The sequence below is a fragment of the Pseudomonas sp. CCC3.1 genome, from assembly GCF_034347405.1.
Lineage (GTDB): Bacteria > Pseudomonadota > Gammaproteobacteria > Pseudomonadales > Pseudomonadaceae > Aquipseudomonas.
The window spans coordinates 4,572,815-4,598,453 of sequence record NZ_CP133778.1; the positions used below are offsets into that span (position 1 = coordinate 4,572,815).

The window sequence follows — 25,639 nt, forward strand, 5'->3', positions numbered from 1 at the left end:
CCCTCAGCCGTTGGCATTCAAAATCGGATCACGACGTAACTTGTCGCCTGCCGGGTTCTGCGCTTCGCGCATAAAGCCAAAGCCGGTGCGCTTGTCGAGGCGGAACAGCGTGTTGGTGACGTACACATCGTCACGCACACCGACCACCTCCAGCACTTCACTGACACACCGCCGACCATCCGGCATGCGCGTCAGCTGGATGATCACGTCCAACGCAGCGCAAATCATTTGGCGCAGGGTTTTCTCTGCCACCGTCCGCCCGGTCAAACCGACCAGGGTTTCCAGACGCAGCAAGGCATCTTGTGCAGTGTTGGCGTGCACCGTGCTCATCGAACCATCGTGACCGGTGTTCATCGCGGTCATCACGTCGAGCACTTCAACGCCCCGAATCTCGCCGAGGATGATGCGGTCCGGACGCATCCGCAGGGCGTTTCGAATCAGGTCGCTGGATTTGACTTCACCGTGCCCTTCGGCATTCGGCGGGCGGGTTTCGAGGCGCACCACGTGCGGGTGGGCCAATTGCAATTCAGCCACGTCTTCGATGGTGACCAGACGTTCATGCGGGTTGATCAGTTGACTCAGGATGTTCAGCAACGTGGTTTTACCGGTACCGGTACCGCCGCTGATCAAGATGTTGCAACGCTTGCCCACCGCGTCCTGGAAAAATTCGTAGATCGCCTGATCGATGGTTTGCATCGCCACCAGGTCGCTGCTTTTGAGCATATCCTTGCGAAATTTCCGAATCGACAGACAGGGGCCGTCCAGCGCAATCGGCGGGATGATCGCATTGACCCGGCTACCATCCGGCAGGCGCGCATCGACCATCGGTGACGACTCATCCAGGCGCCGACCGAGCGGCGCCAGAATGCGTTGCATCACCCGCTCAACGTGGTGATCGTCGATAAAACGCAGATCGCTCTGGCTCAAAATCCCCGCACGTTCCACAAACACCCGGTGCGGGCCGTTGACCAGAATCTCGGTCACGGCCGGGTCGCGCAGCAGCACTTCAAGCGGTCCGAAACCGGTCAGTTCATCGACGATCTCTTCAGCCAGCCGCTCCATCTCATAACGCGATATGGCCAGGTGCAGGCGCGATACATATTCAGCCACACGATCCGTCACAAATTGCGACAAAGCGTGACGCGAATCTTCCAGCAGATTTTTTCCGCTCTCCTCAAGGGCATCAATGATGTAACGGTGCAGCACCAGTTTCAGGCCGTCGTGGTCGGCGTGCCCGTCTTTGTACAAGCCAGAACCGAATAACTGTTCATTGGTCATTTCGACCCCCACAGGCGGTTCAACCAATTACCGGATGCGTCAGAAGACTGACCCGGCAACTGCGATCGCTTCGCCAACTGATCACCGATTTTTTTCAACCCTTGGCTCAGGGCCTCGCGCGGGGCCAACTCATACAGCGTCACTGCCTGATTCTTGGCATTGATCCGCAACTCGGGGCTCAGCGGTAACGTGGCCACCACCGGAAAACCAAAACTCTTGGCCAGCGCATCCGCATCAGGGGCAACGCCGCGCAAGTAACGGTCGACCACCAGAGCAGCGTGATCGAGCTTCATGCCCTTGGCACGCCACACGCTGAGCACGTCCAGATTGCGTCGGCAATCGAGCACACTTTGATCGGTGTACCAGAGCAACTTGTCGCAGTGGCTGACAAAGGTACGTAACGCCTCACCGTCCGGTTGCCCCGTGAGGTTCACCACAATGTGTTGAAAGTGCTGACGCAAGGCGCTGAGCAACATGTACAACTCGGCGGCGCTGGTCTGTTCCACCGGCTCATCGTTGGCACTGTTGGCCAACACGCGCATGCCGCCAGGTGCGCTGGTAAACGCACTGTCGATCAAGGTGCTGTCCAGACGCCGCAAATGACGCAGGGCATCGCCAAAAAAGAACGAACTTTCCAGGCCCAGCAACGCCAGGCCGTCACCCCGCGGAATGCCCAAATCCAGAAACAGGGTTTTCTGCCCGCTCTTTTGCACTTCCAGGCCCAAGTGGCTGGCGACCAATGCACCATCGGCGTTGCATTGCGCGCTGAACAGCACCGTCAGGCCTCCCAGCTCGGTATTCGGCACCGTAGGCGGCAAGCGTTTGCTCAAGCGCCGAACCAGCCCGGCCACCTCACTGGAACGCGAGCCGTAGGCGACAAAGTCTCGCGCCCCGGCACGCATTGCATTTAATACCAACTGGTTATCCATGCCGTCGCCCAACGCGACAATGGCCAGCATCGGCTTGGCTTCCAGCGCACCTTCAATCAGCGCGCACTGCGACACCACTTTTTCGCGGTCCAGCCCCACAAACACCAGCCCGGCGAAGGTCACGTCAATCAACGCCAGCAGCTCATCCAGGCTACTGCTTCCGGCGCCCACGACTTGCCCCAGCGGCGCCAGCGCACCTTGTAACCACTCAAGGTCCGTGTTGTTGCGCGTTAGCGCGAGAAACGTCTGGCTCAGGCTCTGGCTCATTGGGATAACCCACTACGGCGGTTGAAATTGCCGTTTTCCAGGAAGTACAGGCGATACCAGTTAGGGTCGTAATTGCGCAGGTTTTCGCCGGGTAGACTAGGCAACTGTGCATTGGCCGCCAGCGGCTGAACCAGATGCGGGGTCACGATCATCAGCAGCTCTTTGTCTTCGCGGCTGATGTTCGAATCGCGAAAGAACGCACCGAGTACCGGAATGTCGCCCAGCCCCGGAAATTTATTCACCTGCGAACTGTTGCGCGAGCTGATCAAACCACTGATGACGAAGCTCTCACCATCGCCCAAAGAAATGCTGGTATCGGTACGTCGAATGTTCAGCCCCGGCACCGCAGTACCGGCAATCGTCACCGCGTTGGTGTAATCCAGTTCGCTGACTTCGGGCGCCACTTTGAGCAGGATCCGATCACGCCCTATCACCGTCGGCGTCAGCGTGAGGCGAATACCAAACTCTTTGTATTCGATGGAAACGTTATCGCTGCCACTGCTGGGCACCGGGATAGGCACTTCGCCACCCGCGAGAAACGTTGCACTCTGCCCGCTCAGGGCAACCAGACTTGGACGCGCCAGGGTGTAAGCAAAACCACTGCCTTCTAGCGCATTGATCATGGCCTTGACCCGACCTCCGCCAAAACCAATGTTGAAGTACTTGCCGTTAGCCACCGGGCCGCCGGTAATCACGCTCTCGGCATTGCTGATAAATGAGCCCGGCGAGCCGAACAGAAAGTCTTTGCCCATGCCGAAAATCGAGGTGCTGGCTTCTTGCAACTTGGTACGGCTGACTTCAACAAAACGAATATCGGTTTGCACCTGGCTAGGCAATGTCGCATCGGCAGACGGTGGCAATGAGGTGCTGGTAAAGCCATCAGTCGCACGACCCTTGACGAACACCATGCTCTGGCGCGGCGACTTCGAGCAGGCCGTCCAGACCATCAGGCTGGTGGTGCCCGGCGCCACACCGGTCAGCAAAAAGTCATTGCTGCCGTTGGCATGCACATCGGCAACGGTGGGGTCGCCCACTGCGATGCGCGAAATACTGACGGGGGAATTCAGTGCTTGCTGGGCGCCTTGGGTCACTTCCAATACCGCAGGCAACGGCCCGAGCGCGGTGCAATTGTTTGAGGCGGCCAAGGCCATTTCAAAGGGCAAACTGCTCAAGACCAATGTCCAGGCAACTCGTTTGTACAGTGCAACGCGACGTTCGCTCATGGCGGACTTCCTTGTAGATCAGGAGTTTATTGACCAGGCTGCTTAGCCGCTTGATTGCCGCGAATAATTTCAATACCGCGTGGCCGAGGAGCGCCGTAATTACCGGGCACCGGGGCTTTTACCGGGTTGACCATGGACAACTGGTTGAACTGATACAGGCTGCGCTTGGCGTTATCGATAGTGTTCGATGTCGCCTTTTCGCCTGCCCAGTATTTGCTCAGGCGCTGCTCTTCGGCGCTGCGCACGGCCAGGCGCAAAGTACCGGCCTGAGTAGCAAGCATCAGTTGATCAAGCAGCGGTTCGGGAACGGCCAGGACTGCGGTGCGTGCAACGACGCGCCGTTGTGTTTGCTTTAGAGCTTCTTCGGCATTCAGCGGGGGATTGGCCGGTTGGCCGTCGCTGGTCAAGCCCATCTCATCACCCACACTCAGCACTCGCACGGCTGGCAGCACCACCTGCGCGGACTGTTGCGGGTTGGCCGTGTCCTGGCGCAAAAACAACAGAACATCGACGTAATCGCCTGGCGTTAATTGCCCGGCGGCGCCGATCACTTCATCAATCGCGACTGCCAGCGCGCGCTCGTCAGGACGAATCATCCGCGCCAATGGGCCACCCACTTCAAAACTTTGCTCATTGACCCAAGTCCCTGCACTCAGGCTGCGCCATGGCGTGCGACCCACTGCCTGATCAAGCGAGGCGAAGCTGCCAATCGGTGCGGTGTGCAATTTTTCAACGGTCAGGTCATCGGCGGTCAGCGCCACATGGGGCGGCACATCGCGGGTGAGCACAACCACGGGCTTGAGGGTTTTGTCCTCAACGGCAGCCACGCCTTGCTCAACCACCTCTGTCATCGGCACAGCGGCAACCGGTTGTTGCCGGCTTAACACCAGCCCCCAGTAGCCGGCGGCGATGGCGCCCACAAACAGGATGGCTGCAAGAATTAAACTACGTCGATTGTTCATAAACACACTCCCCTTTTTCACTGCGTACTGCAGATAAATGACCCACTCGCACCCAGGCAGTTATGAACAGGCAACGCTGTTACAACCGTTTTGCTATTTGAAAGTAGCGCAGGTAAATCAAAATGCCATTAGTGGAACTAAAAATCTTTAATACATTCTGATTACTTTGATTCAGCACACATTTTTCCCGGCACTCTTTAGGATTAATACTTTCTGATTAGTTACTTATTACAGTTGCTGAATCATTAAATATTGCCAATTCTGTAATGGCAAATGGAAACCACGCAGTATCACAGTGACGCAGTGCCCTCCCCGGTGCACCAAGGAGATGTCAGATGTTTTTAAATACTGTTCTTAGCGTATATGTTCCGACCAAAGTATTCCTGACGCGCCAGGCCAAACTGTTTGTTCAACGAACAGAAGGTGCTTCGGGTATTGAATACGCCATTATTGCAGCGATGGTAGCAGTGGTTATTGCAGGGCTATCACCCGCCGTGCAAACAGAGGTCACCAGTATTTTTACCAAGATCACGGCGGGATTGAAAACAGCTTAATTAATTCATCCCTACGAGTCATTAGCATGCCTCCTTTCTCAACACGCCAACAGTTGCTCTTGGTGGATGACGAAGAAGATGCACTGCTGGAGTTGGCTGAACTGTTGGAGGGCGAGAACTTTTGTTGCTTCACGGCAACATCCGTCACACTCGCCCTTCAGCAGTTGACCCAACACCCGGACATTGCACTGGTCATCACCGACCTTCGCATGCCCGAAGAAAGCGGCATTAAGCTGATTCAGCTGCTGCGCAATCACACCTCGCGCCAGCATTTGCCGGTCATCGTCATATCGGGGCACGCCGACATGAACGATGTCAGTGATCTGTTGCGTTTGCAGGTCCTGGACCTGTTTCGCAAGCCCATCTATCACGTGCGTCTGATTAACACCCTCGACACTCTCTTCCCGACACCCGCTGTTTAATATCCCTCGACGATCTAATCCCCTGTGGGAGCGGGCTTGCTCGCGAAGGTATCGACGCGGTTTGACAGAAAAACCGCATCGCCTGTATCGCTGGCAAGCCAGGCTCCCACAGGTACAACAGTGTTTGCTAACTGACGGGCATCACCCTTTAATACCCGTCACACCCCAATAGCGCTCAAACCGGTTTACAGCTGATAACTAAAACTCAAGGTATAGCGTGGTCGACGGTTAAAACTGTCCAATGCCATATCTGACAGTGGCTTGGCAACTTCAAATGCAATGTTGTAATAACGCTTATCGCCAAATCGTAGCCCAACAGCCGCGGATGACATATCAGCGCCTTTAAGCGGAAGTTCATTGAACCAAGTTTTAGCCCTGTCCAGAGCGGCATAAGGCTGTAACAGTTTTACCCACTCACCCTCGCGATTAAAGCTGTAGTTGAGTTCATACGCCACACCCCAGCCTTTATCACCTGAAGCCTGATCATCGGGATAACCTCGACCAAAGTTTTGCCCACCAAAAACAGCCCGCTCGCTGTCCGGCAAACTGTCGTCTGTCCAATACAACGCACCCGACATCACACCCTGCCAATTATCGAAGAACGTATCACTCTGCACGCCGGATAATCGCAAACGAAAGAAGTCCAGGTCGTAGTGATTGCCGGTCAAGTTGCTCTCGGTCTTGGCCCCCATTCCATTGATGCCTTGGTACAGACCGGCACTGACAATACGCAACTGACTGGCCGTGGACGTGCGCCAGTCACCTTCAAAGGCCAGCGCCCGTACGTTGGTTTTCTCGCTGATGGTCTGCGAATACCCGACCACGTCGTAGTCGGTTTTGTCATTGACCCCGTACAAGCGGCCCGCGACGCTTAGCCATTGATCCGGCGCGACAATCAGCGGGTGGCTGACGCCAATCGAAAAACGGTCATTCTCGCGATGGGGCTTGAGTTCAAAGCCATCACTGGTCGCAATGTTGGTGCCCGGATCACTGCGATAGCGCGCGCCATACAGGCTCAACTGCGTGCCTTCGGCGTTGAGGTATTGGCTGTAATCGAGACGGTAGTAGTGCTCTTTGTCGTTGCCGGGCGGGAACAATCCGCTCAAGGTCAGTTGCTCGGCCATGGCGGTTTGCGAGTTGCTGCTCACGCCAAACAGGGCCTGGGTACTGTCACGACTGCCTTCAGTGAGGCTCATGCTGGTGGTGAACGGTTTGCGACTGGCAGTGACCTGCAGCGTTGCCGCACCATCAGTGGTACCCGGCGGCGGCACTTGCGCCTGCAAGGTCACCCCCGGAATCCGGCTCATCAGCGTGGCATATCGATCAAAGGTTTTGCGGGTCAACGGGCGCTCGCCCTTGAGCTTGTCGACCAGTTCATCAATAAACCCTTTGACCCGCCCTACATCGCCATCGACCTTGTAATCACGGATATACCCTTCGACCAGCACCACACGCACCAGGCCTTGATCAAAGTTCTGCGGGGGTAAAAACGCGTACGACAACAAGTAGCCATCGGTTTGGTAACGCTGGGTGATGCTGCGCGTGGCTTCAATCAATTCGCCCAGCGTGATTTCATGGCCCAGCAACGGTTTATAAGCCGCACCCAGCTCTTGCAGCGGGTACACCGTGCCGCCCTCAATCTGCAATTTGCGGATGGTCAGTTGGGTGCCCATCAATAAAGGTTGAGATTCGGCTGAACCCGGCTTGGGCAATTCCAGCGCAGGCGTTTGCGGGCGATAGGCATCCACCGGCAAGTTGGGCGTTGGCAGAGATTGCAGGGTGTCGTTGCTGTTGAGGTAACGCGGAAGGGGGTCGGCACTCACATAAGGGGTCAATGCCAAGAGTAAAAAAGGGACGTACGTTCGCATATGACACTCCATGGTCAACTTCAGCGGCTTAACGATCTGGGGCGTCAGTCATCTGGCGGTGACGCTGTCCAAATAGGAGTCCTACAACCTGAACATGAAAAAAGACGAGAGATCCAAATGAATCTCTCGTCCCAACCAAGCGTAGGCGTTGTAGGAATGGCCGTCGAACCGGCCAGGTGCAATTTCGTTAGTTCTTCTTGCCCAAGTTGCCTAACCCGCCAATCACTCCCCCAACCAAGCCACCGACCAAACCTGTACCCGAACTTGCACCAGCACCGGCACCCGCGCCTGCAACAGCCCCCGCTCCAGCGCCAACACCTGCGCCCGAGGTGGTTGTTGCTGCACCGACACCCGCCCCTACACCCACACCTGCTCCAATACCCACACCGCCCAGCAAGCCGCCAACACCTCCTGCGCCAGCACCTGAACCGGTGACAGTACCCACAACACCACCGACTGTACTTGCAACACCACCCAACAAGCCGCCCACGCCACCAGCGCCAGTGCCGGTACCCGAGCCACCTGTCACACCGCCCAGCAATCCACCCAGTCCGGTGCCAGTCCCCGTGCCTGTTCCAGGCGCCGGGTTCACATAACCACCGGCCTTGTCAGCCACACCGCCGACACCGACCAATGCCCCCCCAACCAACGTGGTTACCGGGTTTTGATCGCCGACAGTGGTCACCTTATTGCCGAGGCCGGTCACCACACCGCCCACCTTGTTCAAGACACCGTCCACGGGGGCTCCCAACCCTGTTGCAGTGCCCACTTGACCCGTGGTTTTCTCGACCAGCGAAATCACGGGCACCAGTACTTTGTCATTGACCGTTCCGGTGACTTTGCCCAATTGGCCACTGGTGACATCAGTAGTCAGCGTGTTGCCGAGCATGGTGACGGTTGTGCCAACTTTGTCCACCAGACCACCCGCCACGCCTGTGACCTTGCCTGTCAAGTCGCCCGCCAACGGGATTTGGCTGATCGGCGTGTTGTCGAGCAAGCCGCTGACACCTTGGCCCAGCGAGGACACACCTTTACCGACATCAGCCACCGCATTGGTTGCGCCAGCGACAGTGAGGCCCAGCGAGTCTTTATCTGTGCCCAGCGTGCCCAGGCCTTTCAAACCATCGCTGATGGACGTCACCGCATTGCCGGTATTGGTGACCAGACCACCGGCCGCACCCACGACAGGCACCGTCGTCAACGTGGAGCCCAAACCACTGACCGTCGTGCCTACGCCACCGACAGCGGTGCCGACCTGAGCAACCACCTGGCCGGTGACCAGAGGCGTGTTGCTGGCGCCGTTGCCGCCGCCATTGTTACCGCCGCCGTTATTTCCACCACCATTGTTGCCACCGCCGTTATTACCGCCACCGTTGTTACCGCCACCGTTATTTCCACCGCCTGTGCCGCCATCACCCCCACCGGTACCGCCGTCACCACCGCCTGTGCCACCCGTGCCGCCATCTGGCGTGCTCGATTCAACATGACTTTTGGACCCGCCACCGCCGCTATGGCAGCCCGCGAGGCTGACAGTCATCACCAACAGTAGGGCTGTACTTGTTTTTAACCACAGTTGAGTGTTCATGATGTGTTCCCTTGCACCTGATTCGCCTGAGTTCGAAAGCTCTCTGCTCTAACGTCAGAGATACGTTCGTCCGTGTGACCATATCTACGCTGCGTGGGGACCAGAACAATTCACAACTTGGTATTAACCCCTTATATATCCAAGGGTCTTAGTGCATTTAATGATTAATACTTTGGGAGGGTTACGCGTTAAAAGAACTTATAAATCAATGGCTGATTTTTTGTTATTTGTGCACGCGCACCGATTAATCACTAACGATATAACGCTAATTGATTTGGTTTTTTGGCGGATCGGGCCAGTTCCTATTCCACCACGCTGAATTCGACCCGGGCTGTTTGCCCGCTTTCGTCGAGTACGCTGAGTTGGTATCGACCCGGGTGATCGAGGGTGGTGTTGAGTGTTTCCTGGTGCCCGCTGTCGCCCAGCGGCGCGCCGTTGAGGAACCACCAGCGGCGACCGTCACCGCCCAACGCCGACAACGCCAAGCGCAGTAAGGCTTGGCTCGCCGCAGGGCGCCGCAGGCGGTCGCCTTCTCGCACGCCGACGATCGTCAACGTGGTAACGGCGTTCAAGGCCGGTGGCGGGCAGTCTGTCGAGGCAGGCGGCAAGCGAGCTTCGCGTCGTTCAACCCGTGGCAGCCAGGGTTCAAGCGGTGCAGGCCACAACGCGATTTCGCGCTGTTGCGCGCCGGGGCATTGCGGGCCGACTCGCAGGCCTTGCGGGTCGACCCAGAGGGTTTCGCGCAAACCCACACCCAGCGGTTGGTCGGCCGCCAACAAGGTCGGCGGCGTGGTGTGGTCCAGCGTCCAGGCGAAGCGCTGACGGCGGCAGTTTGGGTCACTTTTGCTCAGCGGCTGGCCCAGCGGCCAGCAAATCGCGGCCACCCCAACCGTGCTCGGCACCGGCTGTATCGGGGCGACAATGCCCCGCTGGCTGTCGCGATTGCTCAGTACATCGTGCACTTGCAGCATCAGCGGCGCAGCCGAGGCCAGGCCAAATTGCCCCGGCACCGGCGTGCCATCCGGGCGGCCAATCCATACGCCAATCAGGTAACGCGGCCCCACACCAATCGCCAATGCATCGCGAAACCCATAACTGGTGCCGGTCTTCCACGCCAATGACGGGCGCTGTACCAACTCGGCACTCGGGTCGCGATCAGGGCGCGCCTGCCCACTCAGAATGCGTCGAATGATCCACGCCGAACCCGGTGACAGCATGCGCCGCTCGACCAACTCGTCTTGCGGCTGCAGACGCAGGTTAGCGCTGTTGCCGCCACGGGCCAGCGCGCTGTAGCCGCTGACCACGTCTTCCAGGCGGCTCCCCGCGCCCCCCAGAATCAGCGCCAGATTGGGTTCGGCCAAGGCAGGCAAACTCAGCGGCAATCCGCCGTTGCGCAGGTCCGCCGCAAAACGTTTAGGCCCGTAGGCTTCAAGCAGTTGCACCGCCGGCAAGTTAAGTGACATAGCCAGTGCCGAGCTGGCCGACACTGGCCCACTAAAGCCCATCGAGAAGTTGCCCGGCCGGTAGTCGCCATAACGACGCGGCACATCTTGCAGCAGCGATTCGGAGTAGATCAGCCCAGCATCCATCGCCATCCCGTACAAGAACGGTTTGAGCGTCGAACCCGGCGAGCGCAAGGCGTTGATCATGTCGACATGGCCAAAGCGCCGCGCGTCATTGATGTCGACCGAGCCCAGGTAGGCGCGCACGGCCATGGTTTCAGTCTCGACCACAATGATCGCCGCCGAGGTGTGCTCGGGTAGACGGGCACGCCAGCCCAGCAGCAGGTCTTCAAGGCGACGCTGCAAGCTGGCATCCAGCGTGGTGCGAATCAGCGGCGGGCTGTGCGGGCGATTCAAACGCCGCGCCAGCAAGGGGGCCAGACTCGGCTCCAGCCGCGGTGCCAGCAGCAAGGGTTCTTCAAGCGCTTCATCGACCGCGGCCTGCGGCCACACCTGATACTCGGCCAGACGGCGCAGCACTTTATCGCGCGCCGCTTGCGCACGTTCGGGGTGACGATCGGGGCGCAGACGGCTCGGCGCTTGCGGCAATACCGCCAATAACGCGGCTTCGGAACGTGTGAGTTGCTGCGGCGACTTGCCCAGATACGCCCAACTGGCCGCCGCCACACCTTGCAAGGTGCCGCCAAACGGGGCGCGATTGAGGTACAGCGTGAGGATTTGATCCTTCGACAAATGCCATTCCAACTGCGCCGTGCGCCACAACTGGCGCAACTTGCCGGGCAACGTACGCTCATGGGGATCCAGCAAACGGGCAACTTGCATCGACAACGTGCTGCCCCCCGACAACACCCGCCCGCCACTGAGGTTTTGCCAGACGGCGCGGCCCAGCGCCAGCGGGTTGACCCCAGGATGCTGATAAAACCAGCGGTCTTCGTAGGTCAGTAACGCGTCGAGGTAATACGGCGACACCTCCCCCGTCTGCACCGGGTAGCGCCACACGCCATTGGCATCAGCAAAACGCCACAGCGGCGTGCCGTCTTCGGCCAGCACCACGCGGGCCAAATCATCCTTGGGCAAAGGCAGCGGCCAGATGCGGTCGGCCAGCCAGAGCAACGCAACCACCAGCAACAGGCTGCCCGCCGCCCAGCACAGAGTTTTTTTCAAATTAAGCCTCAAACCGCCCAATCCTTAACGGAACTACGCGTCATGCATAGCAGCCCAAGGCTTATCTCTGGCACAGTGGCTGCCTTATTCATCGGGACACACACATGCACGTTGAAGGATTTTTCGAGAGCCTGGGGCAAATGTTCGGGGCCATCATTCGCTTTATCGTTGAAGGGTTGAGTGGCATTTTCAGCGGCCTCAGCCACGCGGGCGGCAACTTTATAGAGGGCCTTGGTCGCGCGCTGGGCATGGACACCTCAATCATCAGCATCGCCCTTCTGGTGATCGGCCTGCTGTTTCTCTACAACGCCGTGCGCGCCTTCATGCGTGCTTCGATCATCGGCGGCGTGATCTGGCTGCTGCTCGGCTTGTGGGTGTTGAGCTGGATTATCAGCTAAAAACACGCGTGTTGTAGCCGCTGCCGCTGGCTGCGATGGGTTGCGCAGCGGCCCTCTAAAAACGAAGGTCCTGCGGCCCTTATCGCAGCCTGCGGCAGCGGCTACAAAAACACGACTACCTTCCCTTGATCACCATGTCTCCCAGTGTTTCACCGACCGCCTGCCAGTTCGGGCGGTACATGGATTCCACTTGCGGCGGCGGGACGCGGTAGGTCCCCGGCGTTACGGCGCGGGCCAAGTAAAGCAAGTGCGCAGTGCCATAACCCTCCAGTTTCAGCGCCGCCACGTAACGGTCATCGCGATACTCCTGATGCTGCACGCTGGAATTTTGCATCGACTCGCGCCATTGCTTGACCTCGGTGCTGGCGTTTTCAAGGCTGGCGGCACTTTGCCCAAGGTTCTGGTTTTCCAGCTCCAGACCCGCTGGCAGTAAATCGACCACCAACGCATCCGGCACTGGCTGCTTGGCCGTCACCGCCACATGCACCAACACCAGATCACCGCTTTTCAGGTTTTTGATATTCAGCGGTTCGCCATTCATGCCCAGGTAATCACGGCGAATGCTCATGTTCTCGCCGCCCGCAACCGGGGCCTGCTGTGGATAACCCGAAATCGTCAGCTGTTGATACACCGCGTCGCTGCCTTCATTGCGCAAGGTCAACGACGGCGCCAGCATCGGGCCGTCGAGTTTGAGGCCCGACTGGTTGTTATTCAGCTCGCGGGTTTGATCGCCGCTGGTGAGCTGCGCCGACCAGTTGGGCTCAGGTTTGCTCAACAGATCGCGACCCGCCAGAAACAAAGAATTACGCTCCTGAGTCGACAACCAACGGCTCTCTGCCAACACATCTGACAGTTCAAACAGACGCTGCTCACGCTGATCGTTCATCAGGTTGTTCTCTTCCAGCAGTGCCAGAATCAGCGCCTGATCACGCAGCGGGCTGCCGTAGTCGCCCAGCCATTGATCGTTTTTGCGCTTGGCCGCCAGCCCCGCGATCAAGGCCTGATCGGCACGCGGCTGGTCGCCCATCTTCTGTAAGGCAATCGACAGTTGCACCAGCGGCAAGCCTGAGCGCGCATCGCTGCGGCGCTCGAAAATACTGCGCAACGCACCCAGCGGCGCTTGCTGACTGCGGGCCAACACCAAGGCTGCATAGGCCTGCACGGCAAAACGGGTGTGATCGAGATTGTTGCTGTAATCGGCTTCGATCAAGTTGCGCTCTTGTACATAACGCAGCAGCCGTTCATTGGCCTTTTTCAGCGCCTCAGCGGGCACGGCGTAGCCTTGATCACGGGCGCGCAGCAGGAAGTCGGTGATATAGGCGGTCAGCCAATACTCTTCCTCACCGTCTGCTCCCCACAGGCCAAAACTGCCGTTGTAGCGCTGCATACCCAGCAGGCGCTCGATACCGAGTTCGATTTTACGTGTGCGCTCGGCGTCCGAATCCCCCTCAAGGCCCAAGCGTTTGAGTAATGCCGCATCGGCATACAACGCCGGGTACAGGCCGCTGGTGGTTTGCTCGGAACAGCCATACGGATACGCCTTAAGTGCACGAATCTGCTCGCCCAGGTTAAGCGGCGGACGGCTCGATAAGCTCAACAAGGCTTCGCGCCCGGATGGCTCAAACGCCTGCAACTCGCCTTCGGGCAAGCTCCACGGCTGATCTTTGAGCACGGTGCGATAGTGCTTGAGCATCGCCGGGTACGCCGGGCGCACGCCCAAGGTCCATTCGCGGCTAAAGGGCGCCAAGGTTTCGCCCGGCAGGTCCAGGCCGTTCACCGTCACCTTGACCACGCCCGAGCCAAAACCGCCCAGCGCCTTGACCGGAATCTGCAAGGTGCTGCGCTGGCCGGGGCTTAGCGTGACGTTCTGCGTGGCCTCGCCCAGCAGATTGAGCTGGCCGTCCGCGTTCAGTTTCACCTCCAACTTTTGCGATTTATCGGTGAGGTTGGACAGGTCCAGCGCCAGCCGGGTCTCGTCACCCCCCGCTAAAAAGCGCGGCGCAGCCAACTCGGCCACCAACGGCGCGGCGACCACGGTTTTGGCCTGCGCCATGCCGTAGCGGTCATCGGTCCAGGCTTGGGCCATCACACGCAGCTCGCCGTTAAAGTCCGGAATATCGACGCTGACTTCACCTTCGCCCTGCGCATTCAAGGTCACCGGCGCACTTTGCAGCGCGACGATAGTGACGCTGGTCGCAGGCCGTTTACCGCCCTTGGCCAGCGCCGCATCACCGCCGAATGCCAGGCTGGCCAAACGGCCCTGCCCGGCTTCGATCAGTTGCCCGTAAATATCCAGTTGATCGGCGCCATACGCCTTGCGCCCAAACAGGCTGGCGTACGGGTCAGGGGTTGGGTAATCGGTGATGTTCAGCACCCCGACGTCCACTGCCGCCAGCAGTACGTGGGCTTGTTTGGGAATGCTGCCGTCAGCGTTTTTAGCCTGGATTTTCACCGTCAGTGGTTGCTTGGGGCGCATTTTTTCCGGCGCGTCGAGGGTGAGCGCCAACTTGCGCTGCGTGCGATCCAGTGGCAGATGCAGCACGCCGACCGCACGTTTTGGGGTGATGTTGGTTTTGCGCTCGCCGGGACGAATCACCAGCGCGCTGACATACAGATCGTGCCGCACCCAGCTTGGGTCGAGCTTGATGGCGAAGGTTTTGCCTTCAGCCGGGACTTCGATCTCTTCCCACCACAACGGCCCATCGCTGCCTTCAATCAGCAAATAGCCTTTGCCAGCAGCAGGCGGGGTGACGGTGACGTTGGCCGTGTCGCCATCGCCGTACGCGGCTTTGTCGAGTGCCAGCTTGACCTGATCCGGCCGCACGGCGCCGCCTTCGGCGTTGTCTTGAGTGTGATAACCAGCCCAGAAGCGCAGGCTGCTCACCAAGCCGGTTTTCGGGTCTTCAACCTCAACCCGGTACGGTCCCCACTCCACCGGGAAGCTGACCTTGGCGGTTTCTCCGGCGTTGAGGTTGACGGTTTCTTCGTTGAGGTTCAGAAATTTCTCGTTGTAGTGATAGCTCCAGCCGTCGCTGTCCGAGTAGTTCCAGTAGTAATCGCGGCGCTCGCGCACCAGCCGTACCTTAAGGTTTTCAGCCGCCAGCTTGTTGCCCTGACTGTCGGCCACCAGCAGCTCAAATTCTGCCGGGCCATCGCCATTGGTTTCAGTCCCTTCAAACAACCCGCGCAGCCCCGGCAACCGGTCCGCAGGCCACACAGGCTGCACCAGACGCCGAGTAATCGGGCGCCCGCCCGACTCTTGCAAGCTGGCCTGCACAATCAGTTGCAACGGCGACTTGACCTCGCTCCACTGGCTTTCAATGCTGAGGGTTTCTTGGCCTTCAGCGTTCAGCACGCTTTCGTCCAGCTCCAGGTCTTGCGTCAGATCAGGCTCGGTCACCGAGCCAAACTGGTAACCCGGCAACGCACCGACCGCCTCACGCAACGGACGCACATACACTTGCCCGCTCAAGCGATTGCCGGCAGCCGGGGCGCCGTACAGGTAGCGGCCATTGACGTGAATGTCAGCGGTCTGCTCGGGGCTCAACGGTTTATCGCTGCCTTTAAGCTCCAGCGCCAGACGCTCCGGCAGGAAGTCTTCGACCAAAAACTCGTACAACTGCGGCTTGCCGTCGCCCAGATCGAACACCAACTGCCAGCGCCCGGTCGGCGCTTCACCGGCCAAGGGCAGCGAATATTGATAGAAACCCGACGCGTCCGGCTCCCAGACAAACTTGCGGCTGACTTGCGCGTCCGGGCGGCGCACTTCAACGCTGACCGGCTGCGGCTTGACCGGTTTGCCATCACGATCACGCAGCAAGGCATTGAGCAGCACCGCCTCACCAGGTCGATACAGGTCGCGCGGGCCAAACACAAAAAATTGCAGCGGGTGCGCTTGCGGGCCACCAATGTCGAATTCGGCCAAGTCCAGCGCCGCCGTATTCAAGCGCAACACGCTGGTCTGATCGCCCTGTCGTGCCACCAGCACTTCAGCCTTGGGCGGCAAGGCCAGTTCGGCATGCCCTTGTTTATCGGTTTTGCCCTGGGCCAGCATTTTGCCTTTGCCGTCAAGCAACTCCAGGTCCACATTGGCCAGCGCACTTCCGCCTTCCAGCGCTTGGGTGAACACGTCCAGACGCTTCTGATAACGGTGTACGGAAAGACCAATGTCACTGAGGGTGAACAGCGTGGCCGGGGTTGAATAGTTGTAACTGCCCGACGCGGTCATCACTGCCAGGTACACGCCCGGCTGCTGCAAGGGCTTGATCCCCGACGTTGGCAGAATCAGGGTTTCGCGGGTATTGCGCGCAGGCTTCAGGTCAAAGCGCCCGCCGTACACCAGATCCGCCATGCTCAGCAGGTCCTTGGCTTCGTAACTTTGCAGGCTGCTGTTGCGGCCCCATTGACTGAGAAACGCTGGCAGCGACTCGGGTTTGACCCGAAAGAATTCGACGTCGACTTTATCGACATTCAGCGCGATCACCGGCAAGCCTTCGGCCAAACGGCTGGGCAGCACACTGCCACGGCTGGCAAAGCCGACAGTGGGTTGCAGATCACGGGTTTCGAGGCGGCTCACGTACTCGGCGGCCAGGGTGGCGTCGTTGACGGCGCGCAGGCCGGGGTCAACGGTGAGGATCAATTTGCGCTGGGGTTCGAGATGGCGCAGGTGCAGTTCCATCAAGTTATCCGACAGTTCCCAAGCGCCATCGACCTTGCCGGTCTTGGCGTCGACCAAGTGCAATTTGTCGGCGAAATTCTGCTTCGCATCCAGCGGTACCGAAAAGCTCACCGACAACGTGCTGGCGCCGTCCAGTTGCACTTCAGAGACATCCACCACGCTTAACGGGCGCCCAGCGTAGCGCTCGGCCAGCACCTTGGGGTCTTGCACCGGCTTGGCCGCCTGCGCAGCCGCCACCGGCTTCGCCGTCTCGGGTTTGCCGGATGAAGAAGAATCACAAGCGCTCAGCAGCGCCAGCGCGCAAGCCAGGAACAGTCCTTTGTTAAGCATGGTGTACTCATTTACAGGGCAGTGAAGGGGCGACTATATAACAGCGTGGCGCGAACGGCTGACGCGCTGGTCAGATTGACCTGGGAATGCGCAATGGGTTCTCTGCTCCCGCGAGGGAGATTCAATGGTGTGCAGCAAGCCGATTTCGTAGCAGTTGACGAGCCTGCGAGGCTACGTCCGATTGCGAAGCGATCGTAAACCCTAAGTGCAGAGTTTAACTGACACACCGCAGTGCTTGATTCTACGACTGCTACGCAGCCGGACGCAGCCTCGCAGGCTCGGCAGCTGCTACGAGTTTGCGCGCCATCGATCTTCAGCAACTCCTACGGGGCAGACATTCGCTCTACAATGCCGCTCCCCAAAGGAGCCTGCATGTCTTCCCTATTAGCTGACTGGCGCGACCGCCCGACCCATCGCCGGGTGTGGGCGCTGGCAGCGCCGATGATTTTGTCGAATATTTCCGTGCCACTGGTGGCGCTGGTCGACAGCACCGTGATCGGCCATTTGCCCCACGCTCACCAATTGGGCGCGGTGGCGGTGGGCGCCAGTCTGTATATCTTCCTGGCCTGGATGATGGGTTTTCTGCGCATGGGCACCACCGGCTTTGCCGCACAAGCCGCCGGGCGCAATGACGGCACCGCATTACGGCAAATTCTGCTGCAAGGCTTGTTGCTGGCGATGCTGCTCTCGCTCTTTCTGGGGGCGATTGCGATCCCTTTCAGTGGCGTGGCCTTGAGTGTGATGCAGCCTTCGGCCGAGCTGCATGCGCTGACGCTGGATTTTTTCCATACCCGCTTGCTTGGCTTGCCTGCCGCCTTGGCCAGTTATGCACTGGTCGGCTGGTTTTTAGGCGCGCAGAACGCGCGGGCACCGCTGGCGATTTTGCTCACCACCAACCTGATCAATATCGGACTCAACGTGTGGTTTGTCCTCGGGCTGGACTGGGGCGTGGTCGGCTCCGCGCGAGCCTCAGTGATTGCCGAATGGAGCGGCGCCCTGCTCGGCCTGTGGCTGACACGCGGCGCATTGCGGGCGTATCCGGGCACATTGGTCTGGGCCGCACTGCGTATCTGGCACAACTGGAAGCCGCTGCTGGGGGTTAACCGCGATATTTTTATCCGCAGTTTGCTGCTGCAATCGGTGTTTTTTGCCATCACCGTGCAAGGCGCACGCTTGGGCGATGCCACCGTGGCGGCCAATGCGCTGTTGCTCAATGGGTTGCTGTTGGCGGCTCACGCACTGGATGGCCTGGCCCACGCGGTTGAAGCGCTGTGCGGGCATGCCATTGGCGCCCGCGATCGCACGGCGTTGCGCCGTTCAATGGTGGTGGCCTGCGGTTGGTCGTTGTTGGCCAGCGTGCTGTTTGCGCTGTTGTTTGTGTTCGGCGGGCACCTGTTTATCGAGATGCAAACCGACATTGCGAGCGTGCGCGAAACTGCCTTCCAGTACTTGCCGTACTTGGCCGTTTTGCCGCTGATTGCAGTGTGGAGTTACTTGCTGGACGGGCTGTTTATCGGCGCCACTCGCGCCCGCGAAATGCGCAATGCGATGCTGATCAGCGTCGTCATCGCCTTCCCCGTCGCCTTGGCGCTGCATGGCGATGGCAACCACGGGCTGTGGATAAGTTTTCTGTTGTTTATGGTGCTGCGCAGCGTGATTCTGGGGCTATACGCGACGCGAATCCGCTGGTTTACCCCATAACCCTGTAGGAGCGAGCTTGCCTCGCGATCTTTTAAGGGTCAAAAGATCGCGAGACGAGCTAGCTCCTACGGGTCAGTTGAGTCTTACGAGGACAGGTAAGACGAACGCGTCAGGCCCAAACGCAGTGCGTCCAGGTACTGAGTGCGCTCTTTAACAGAGAGCTTGGCGCTGGCCACTTTGTCGCGGTAGTGAGTCATCAACTCCTCCGGCGACAAGTGCACGTAACGCAGCATGTCTTCGATGGTGTCGTGGGTCTCGATACCGGCGTGGTACACGCTGCCATCGGCCTTCTGGTAGATGTTCACCGAGTCGGTATCACCGAACAGGTTGTGCATGTCCCCCAGAATTTCCTGGTAGGCGCCCACCAGGAAGATGCCCAGCAGGTAGTCTTCGCCTTCGTTGAGCCCGTGAACCGGCAAGCTGGTTTCGATGCTCTGCTCGTCGACGTATTGCTTGATCTTGCCATCGGAGTCGCAGGTCAGGTCTTGCAATACAGCACGGCGCAGCGGCTCTTCATCAAGGCGGTGCAGCGGCAGAATCGGCAATACCTGGCCAATCGCCCAGGTGTCCGGCAGGCTCTGGAATACCGAGAAGTTGCAGATGTACTTGTCGGCCAGCTTGTCGTTGAGTTCGTCCAGCACTTGGCGGTGCGAACGCTGACGCGCTTTCAACGAGTTGTGCAGGCGGCGGCACACGGCGAAGTAGCATTGCTCGGCCAGGGCTTTTTCCGACAAGGTGATTTTGCCGTCAGCGTACTGGGTGGCCACGTCGCTCATGTAGTGCGTCGCGCGCCAGTAGGTTTCGGTGACCATTTCAATGTCGGTCGGGCCCAGCAGGTCCACCAGCCATTGCACGGTCTCTGGCAGGCTTTCCTTGTTTTCGATCTCTGGCACGTCGTCGTTGTGTTTCTCGACGTCGGTCACTTGCACCACCAGCATGGCATGGTGCGCGGTCAGGGAGCGGCCGCTTTCCGAGAAGATGTGCGGGTGCGGCAGGCCTTGTGCGTCGCAGAACTCTTTGAGCATGCCGACTACAACACCGGCGTAGTCGTCCATGTCGTAGTTGATCGAGCTGGCGTTGCGCGAGTGCGTGCCGTCGTAGTCAACGCCCAGACCGCCGCCCACATCGATGTGGTCAACCGGCAGGCCGAGGTTGCGCAGTTCGCCGTAGTAACGAATCGCTTCTTTAAAGCCGTGCTGGTAGTCCGCCAGGTTGGCGATCTGCGAGCCCATGTGGAAGTGCAGCAGGCGAATGCCCTGGTCCAGACCGGCATCGCGGAAGCGCTCAACCACTGACAGCAATTGCGCGGCCGACAAGCCGAACTTGGATTTTTCGCCGCCGGTGTCAGCCCATTTGCTTGACGCCAAAGACGACAGGCGCACGCGCAGGCCGACCTGTGGCTTGACCTTGAGCGAGGCCGCCTCTTCGATCACCAGATCCACTTCGGATTCTTTCTCGATCACGATGAACACGTTGTGACCCAACTTCTGGCCCATCAGCGCCAGACGAATGAATTCGCGGTCCTTGTAACCGTTGCAGACGATGGTGCCGCCTTTCGGGGCCAGCGCCAGCACGGCCAGCAGCTCAGGCTTGGAGCCGGCTTCAAGGCCAATCGACACGTCTTGGGTGGCGATGATGTTCTCGATCACCGCTTCTTGCTGGTTCACCTTGATCGGGTACAGCGCGGTGTACTGGCTCTGGTATTCCAGGCGCTCGATGTTGGCATCGAAAGCGCCGGTCAGTTGGCGCACTCGGTCTTGCAAAATATCTGGAAAACGCACCAGCAATGGCAAGGACAAGCCACTTTTGCGCAGTTCGTCGACTTGCTCGTACAGATCGATGGGCGAGCTGTTCGGGCCGTTCGGACGGACTTCTACGCGACCGGCTTCATTGATCGCGAAATACCCGGCCCCCCAATGGCGAATCCCGTAAACACTGCGGCTGTCCGCAACTGTCCATTGGCTGCCATCGTCTTTGCGTGTGCGTCGTACGGACATCGAAGTCCCCTATATATAAGTCAAATAGCCCAACCTGAAAGCAGGCAGGCGCAGTCTAAAGAGTGAAAGTGACGTTTAGTCTGCACAGGGGTAGACCCTGACAACGGCGCCGAGTTTAGAAACCCGCGATAACAGGCTCTGTGAAAACCATGGCGAGCGACACAACACGCTCAGCGGTGGTTTTCACAGAGGCTGCTAGCCGCCGGATTTCTTGGCTTTGAACCCGTGCTTGAGCAGCTCTGCCAGCAGCAGCTCGACGTGGTCGCCCTGGATCTCGATGATGCCGTCTTTCAACGCACCGCCCGTGCCACAGCGTTTTTTCAACGTGGTGGCCAGCTCTTTGAGTGCGTCTTCGGCTAACGGCACGCCCGTAATGGTCGTGACCGTCTTGCCGCCACGGCCTTTGCTTTCGCGACGCACACGGGCAATGCCATCACCGGCAGGGATCAGGGTTTGTTTGCAGGTACAGGCGTCTACTGGCTGGCGACAGTCTGGACAATGACGACCTGCGTCGGTGGAAAATACCAGGCCACCCAGGGCGGCGAAGGATGCGGCTTTTTTGGCCACCGGCAATCCTCATATGGAGGACAAAAAATTGGCCGGTGCATGACGCTGATGCGCCAAGGTATACCGACCGCGAAGCCCCACTCTGGCAGGGGCAGCGCAACTCAAGCGGGAAAAGCGCCTGAGCCTGAAAAAGGTCGCGCAGTGTAACGACAAAATCGCCGCTGCCCAATAGCCAATCGGCGTAAAAATCATCTAAATCCTGTCGCCGTTGCCGCAGGCTGCGATAAGGGCCGGAGGGCGTTCGCTTTTATTGAAAAACGGGGCCGCTGCGCAGCCCATCGCAGCCTTCGGCAGCGGCTACAACGAAGGCGGTGGTGCCAGATACCGCTTCAGCGCATCCAGTGAGTCCGGGCAAAAAGGCTGCTGCTCACTCAGGCGCAGCGCTTCGGCCACCGGCATGAACAGTGCTTGCTGGACTTCTTCGGGCTGAACCTGCAACGGGCCGTCCCAGACGCCTGAAAAAACACCGCACCACAGGTGGTTTTGTGTGTCTTCGAAGTAAAACCGTTCGTGATCGGTCAATGGGATGCCGCTCACACCCAACTCTTCTGCCAGTTCACGGGCCGCCGACTCGGCATATGTTTCGTTGTCGCCGACCATGCCACCCGCCGCCACGTCCCAAAACCCCGGGTACAGCGCTTTGCTCAAGGTGCGCTGGTGCACGCACAGTTCACCTGCCGAATTGAATAGCAGAATAAAAGTGCCGCGCCCGATCAAGCCGCGTTCACGCAACTCATGCCGGGGCAATGCCCCAAGCACGTGATCATCACGATCCACCCAGGCAACCCGTTCGACATCGGAGGCCGCACGGTGTGCAGCCTCAAGCGCGGATATAGCCATCACTTACCCTTGCGACAGCAATTGACGAAGGTCCATGACGGCCGCGTTCGCGCGGGAAATGTAGTTGGCCATGACCAGCGAGTGATTCGCCAGCACGCCGTAGCCGCTGCCATTGAGGATCATCGGGCTCCAGACGGGCTCCTGAGCCGCTTCCAGCTCACGAATAATCTGACGCACACTCACCGTGGCGTTCTTTTTGGCCAGCACATCCGCGAAGTCGACTTCGATGGCGCGCAGCAAGTGCGACAAAGCCCAGGCCTGGCCACGGGCTTCGTAGAACACGTTGTCGATCTGCATCCATGGGGTTTCAACGATTTCTTCGTCCACCACCGGCACTTGGCCCGGTTGCAGGCTTTCAGTTTTCAGCGTGGTGTTGAGTTTGACCCGGCCCACGCTGGCCGACAGACGTTGCGACAGCGAACCCAAGCGCGTGCCTACATCGCCCAACCAGTTGTTGAGGTTGTCGGCACGTGCGTAAAACAAGGCGTTTTTCTGATTCGGGTCGGACAAGCGCGCCTGATAACGGCCCAGGGAGTTGATGCCTTCCTGGTATTCAGACTCACTGGACGGCAGCATCCAGCTCTTGTTGTCGAAGTTGAAACGCGGCTCGGCCTTGGCCAGATCAGCGTCTTCAGCCGATTGCGACTGCGAGCGGGCGAAATCTTTGCGCAAGGCGCGGGTCAGGTCACGCACCTGAACCAGCACGCCGTATTCCCAGCTCGGAATGTTGTCCAGAAACACGCCCGGCGGGAAGCGATCGTTAGACAGATAGCCGCCCGGCTTGTTGAGCAACGTACCGGCTACGGTTTTCAAGGTTTCGACCGTGGTGAAGCCCGGCACCATTTGCTGGCCGCTTTTCTCGGCCGCCAACTGGGCGTTTTGCTGCACCGGGAACAAGTCCGGCTCCTGGCTCCAGTACCAGCCCAGCCCCAGACACACCACGGCATAAATGCCGACCAAGACGGCAATGGAACGGCTCAGCAGAATACTTTTGAAGTAGCCACGCGGCTTTGCATGAGTGTCCTTGACCGACTCGCGGGCACTGTCGCCCTCACGTTTTTTCCAGTCCAGCATGGCTATATCCCTTCAGATGCTTGATTCAACAGTTCGACCACAACCCTACCTCATCGTGCCTTGCGTGCACGATTTTAAATCGAGGCTAAGCTGTCCTGCAGCAATGCAGGGGTCATATGCAAGCGGCACTATAGAACATGCTCGCAGCCACGCCTACGAACGGGCGGACGATGGCTGTTTTTGTCGTGTGCGAGTTAATTTAGCGCCGGGACAGGTTCAATTGAAAATGAGGTGCTAGCATAGAGCCAGCACTCGACCTCAGCATGCCCCCTTACCCAGCAGCCAGGATATGACCGAGCAAGAAGACCCCAGCCACGAGCGCCTGAAGCATCACTTCGCCCAGCGCGTTACTCATCAGGCCCGCCAAATTCTTGAAATTTGGCAGCGTTTGCAGACTCAGGAATGGTCGCCCTCAGGCCTCGCTGAATTCAGCGAAGCCAACCTGCGCCTGCTGCGTTTTGCCGAACGTTTTGAGCAGCCCGAACACACCGAGCTGGCGCGAGCCATCGATGAGGTGTTGCAGCAGGTGGTGGCCAATCGTGGCCGACTCAGCAGCGCGTTGATCACCGACCTCAACCGTTTGATGCAACGCCTGTCGCGCACCGGCCTGCGCCAGGGCGATCAATTGGCACAGACTGCGTTGCCGCCGCTGCGCAAACCGGTCTACATCCTGCTGCAAGACCTTGAGCGGGCGGAGCGTCTGGCCACGCAACTGGAGTTTTTCGAACTCAACGCCGTGGCATTCGCAACCCCTAAAGCCTTCCGTCACGCCATGGCCGAGCGCCATCCGGCCGCCATTGTGATGGACGTTGATTTCGCTGGTGTCGGCCAAGGCCTGGAGCTGGCTGGCGAGGCCCAAATCGGCCTTGAACAAAAACTGCCCTTGTTGTTTTTCAGCCAGCATGAAACTGACACACCGACCCGACTGGCCGCTGTCCGCGCAGGTGGCCAAGCGTTTCTGACCGGCACCCTCGAAGTCTCCAGCCTGATGGAAAAAATCGAGGTGCTGACCTGCGTGGCGCAATACGAGCCGTACAAGGTGCTGATCATTGATGACTCGCGGGCGCAAGCGCTGCACACCGAGCGCCTGCTCAACACCGCCGGGATCATCACCCGTACGTTGACCGACCCGATTCAGACGATGGCCGAACTGGCTGAATTCCAGCCGGACCTGATCATCCTCGACATGTACATGCCAGCCTGTACCGGCACTGAGCTGGCCAAGGTGATTCGCCACAATGAGCGCTACGTCAGCGTGCCGATCATCTATTTGTCGGCCGAGGACGACATGGACAAACAGCTCGATGCCATGAGCGAAGGCGGCGATGACTTCTTGACCAAGCCGATCAAGCCGCGCCACCTGATTACGACTGTGCGTAACCGCGCTGCCCGCGCCCGCAACCTGAAAGCCCGCATGGTGCGCGACAGCCTGACCGGGCTGTACAACCACACGCATATCCTGCAATTGCTCGAAGACTGCACTTACCGCGCGCGCCGCGAAAATGGCCCGCTGAGTTTTGCGATGCTCGACCTCGACCATTTCAAGCGCGTGAACGACTGTTACGGCCACCCTATGGGCGACCGGGTGATTAAAAGTCTGGCGCTGTACCTCAAACAACGCCTGCGCAAAACCGACTTCATTGGCCGTTACGGCGGTGAAGAATTTGCGATTGTCATGCCGGACACCGACCAAGAATCAGCCTACGAGGTACTCAATCTGATTCGTGAGCGCTTCTCGGAGATTCACTACCCCGCGCAACCCTCCGACCTGCGCTGCTCGTTCAGCGCCGGGGTGGTAGAGCTCAAAGGTGACGCTGACAGCCTGTTAATGGCCGCCCAAGCGGATGAAGCGCTGTACTGCGCCAAGAAAAACGGGCGCAACCAGGTCCAGCGTTTTGACCAGATAAGGCAAATTGCCACTATTTCATCCGAGTCCGACGAGCTCGTCACACCGCTGTAACTTAAATGCAATAACTTCAGCCGCTTCTCACTGCGTAGTAGGCAGAATCCATATGCGTCTGAAGCTGCTAACCAACCTCAACACACTGTTGCTGGTCGCCGTGTGTCTCGCGCTAGGCACGACCTTATGGTGGTCACAACAGGCGCTGGAGCGGCCCTACGTGTTGATGGAGCGCTACCTGAGCCTCTCGCAACAGTTCCAGAACCAGGTCGCACGCAACATCGAAGACTACCTGGCCAGCGGCGATGCCGTGCGCTTGAGCGAGGCCAACAGCGCCCTCGACGCACTCAAGACCGAACTGAATCCGTTGCCGCCCGCGCTGGCCAACGCACTGCGCCCCAGCCTTGAAAACCTGAGCACCTTCAGCAACACCGAACTG

Annotated in this window: 17 protein-coding genes; 5 read left to right on the forward strand and 12 right to left on the reverse strand. The window is 59.0% G+C overall.

Annotation, left to right across the window (positions count from 1 at the left end):
- Positions 1-3: 3 nt before the first annotated feature.
- The 4 genes from RHM56_RS20070 to cpaB are packed head-to-tail and all read right to left on the reverse strand — an operon-like array spanning position 4 to position 4,659.
- On the reverse strand, positions 4-1,278 hold the full coding sequence (locus tag RHM56_RS20070) for a CpaF family protein (RefSeq protein ID WP_322235336.1): 1,275 nt from the start codon (positions 1,276-1,278) through the stop codon (positions 4-6).
- Positions 1,275-2,474 carry a pilus assembly protein gene (locus tag RHM56_RS20075; protein WP_322235339.1) on the reverse strand — a complete coding sequence of 400 codons (1,200 nt, stop codon included), beginning with the start codon at positions 2,472-2,474 and terminating at the stop codon, positions 1,275-1,277. The genes RHM56_RS20070 and RHM56_RS20075 overlap by 4 nt, the downstream gene beginning before the upstream one ends.
- Positions 2,471-3,697, reverse strand: a complete 1,227-nt coding sequence (locus RHM56_RS20080) for a type II and III secretion system protein family protein (RefSeq protein ID WP_322235342.1) — start codon at positions 3,695-3,697, stop codon at positions 2,471-2,473. The genes RHM56_RS20075 and RHM56_RS20080 overlap by 4 nt, the downstream gene beginning before the upstream one ends.
- Positions 3,698-3,723: 26 nt before the next feature.
- Positions 3,724-4,659 carry a Flp pilus assembly protein CpaB gene (gene cpaB / locus RHM56_RS20085; RefSeq protein ID WP_322235344.1) on the reverse strand — a complete coding sequence of 312 codons (936 nt, stop codon included), beginning with the start codon at positions 4,657-4,659 and terminating at the stop codon, positions 3,724-3,726.
- 335 nt (positions 4,660-4,994) lie between these two features.
- Between cpaB and RHM56_RS20090 the strand changes: the two genes are divergently transcribed.
- The gene (locus tag RHM56_RS20090) at positions 4,995-5,213 is read left to right on the forward strand and encodes a Flp family type IVb pilin (protein ID WP_322235347.1); all 219 of its coding nucleotides are present in this window, start codon (positions 4,995-4,997) and stop codon (positions 5,211-5,213) included.
- A 26-nt stretch (positions 5,214-5,239) separates the two neighbouring features.
- Complete coding sequence (locus RHM56_RS20095; RefSeq protein ID WP_322235349.1) at positions 5,240-5,635, forward strand: response regulator; 396 nt, start codon at positions 5,240-5,242, stop codon at positions 5,633-5,635.
- A gap of 185 nt (positions 5,636-5,820) precedes the next feature.
- Here RHM56_RS20095 and RHM56_RS20100 read toward each other — a convergent pair whose 3' ends face one another.
- The 3 genes from RHM56_RS20100 to pbpC form a co-directional block, all read right to left on the reverse strand.
- Positions 5,821-7,503, reverse strand: coding sequence for a ShlB/FhaC/HecB family hemolysin secretion/activation protein (locus RHM56_RS20100; RefSeq protein WP_322235352.1), 1,683 nt, complete (start codon positions 7,501-7,503; stop codon positions 5,821-5,823).
- A gap of 187 nt (positions 7,504-7,690) precedes the next feature.
- Positions 7,691-9,088: a collagen-like triple helix repeat-containing protein gene (locus tag RHM56_RS20105; RefSeq protein ID WP_322235354.1), complete on the reverse strand. Its 1,398-nt coding sequence runs from the start codon at positions 9,086-9,088 to the stop codon at positions 7,691-7,693.
- A 302-nt stretch (positions 9,089-9,390) separates the two neighbouring features.
- On the reverse strand, positions 9,391-11,703 hold the full coding sequence (gene pbpC, locus RHM56_RS20110) for a peptidoglycan glycosyltransferase PbpC (protein WP_322241822.1): 2,313 nt from the start codon (positions 11,701-11,703) through the stop codon (positions 9,391-9,393).
- Positions 11,704-11,819: 116 nt separating this feature from the next.
- Here pbpC and RHM56_RS20115 point away from each other — a divergent pair, with 116 nt between their 5' ends.
- Positions 11,820-12,113, forward strand: a complete 294-nt coding sequence (locus tag RHM56_RS20115; RefSeq protein WP_322235356.1) for a hypothetical protein — start codon at positions 11,820-11,822, stop codon at positions 12,111-12,113.
- Between the two features lie 115 nt (positions 12,114-12,228).
- On the opposite strand, the gene RHM56_RS20120 is transcribed toward RHM56_RS20115, so the two are convergent.
- Positions 12,229-17,121 (reverse strand): alpha-2-macroglobulin, encoded by a 4,893-nt coding sequence (locus RHM56_RS20120; protein WP_322235360.1) that lies wholly within the window; start codon positions 17,119-17,121, stop codon positions 12,229-12,231.
- A gap of 372 nt (positions 17,122-17,493) precedes the next feature.
- Between RHM56_RS20120 and RHM56_RS20125 the strand changes: the two genes are divergently transcribed.
- Positions 17,494-18,822, forward strand: a complete 1,329-nt coding sequence (locus RHM56_RS20125; protein WP_322235363.1) for an MATE family efflux transporter — start codon at positions 17,494-17,496, stop codon at positions 18,820-18,822.
- 83 nt (positions 18,823-18,905) lie between these two features.
- Here the strand turns inward: RHM56_RS20125 and speA are convergent, their stop codons facing one another.
- The 4 genes from speA to RHM56_RS20145 form a co-directional block, all read right to left on the reverse strand.
- The gene (gene speA / locus RHM56_RS20130; RefSeq protein WP_322235365.1) at positions 18,906-20,819 is read right to left on the reverse strand and encodes an arginine decarboxylase; all 1,914 of its coding nucleotides are present in this window, start codon (positions 20,817-20,819) and stop codon (positions 18,906-18,908) included.
- Positions 20,820-21,014: 195 nt separating this feature from the next.
- Positions 21,015-21,386, reverse strand: a complete 372-nt coding sequence (locus tag RHM56_RS20135) for a translation initiation factor Sui1 (RefSeq protein ID WP_178110145.1) — start codon at positions 21,384-21,386, stop codon at positions 21,015-21,017.
- 297 nt (positions 21,387-21,683) lie between these two features.
- Entirely contained in the window at positions 21,684-22,226 is a 543-nt protein-coding gene (locus RHM56_RS20140; RefSeq protein WP_322235367.1) for an NUDIX hydrolase, read from the reverse strand.
- 3 nt (positions 22,227-22,229) lie between these two features.
- Entirely contained in the window at positions 22,230-23,300 is a 1,071-nt protein-coding gene (locus RHM56_RS20145) for a DUF2333 family protein (RefSeq protein WP_322235369.1), read from the reverse strand.
- Positions 23,301-23,589: 289 nt separating this feature from the next.
- Between RHM56_RS20145 and RHM56_RS20150 the strand changes: the two genes are divergently transcribed.
- A complete protein-coding gene (locus RHM56_RS20150) occupies positions 23,590-25,260 on the forward strand; it encodes a PleD family two-component system response regulator (RefSeq protein WP_322235372.1) in 1,671 nt (556 codons plus the stop codon).
- The last annotated feature ends 379 nt before the right edge of the window (positions 25,261-25,639 follow it).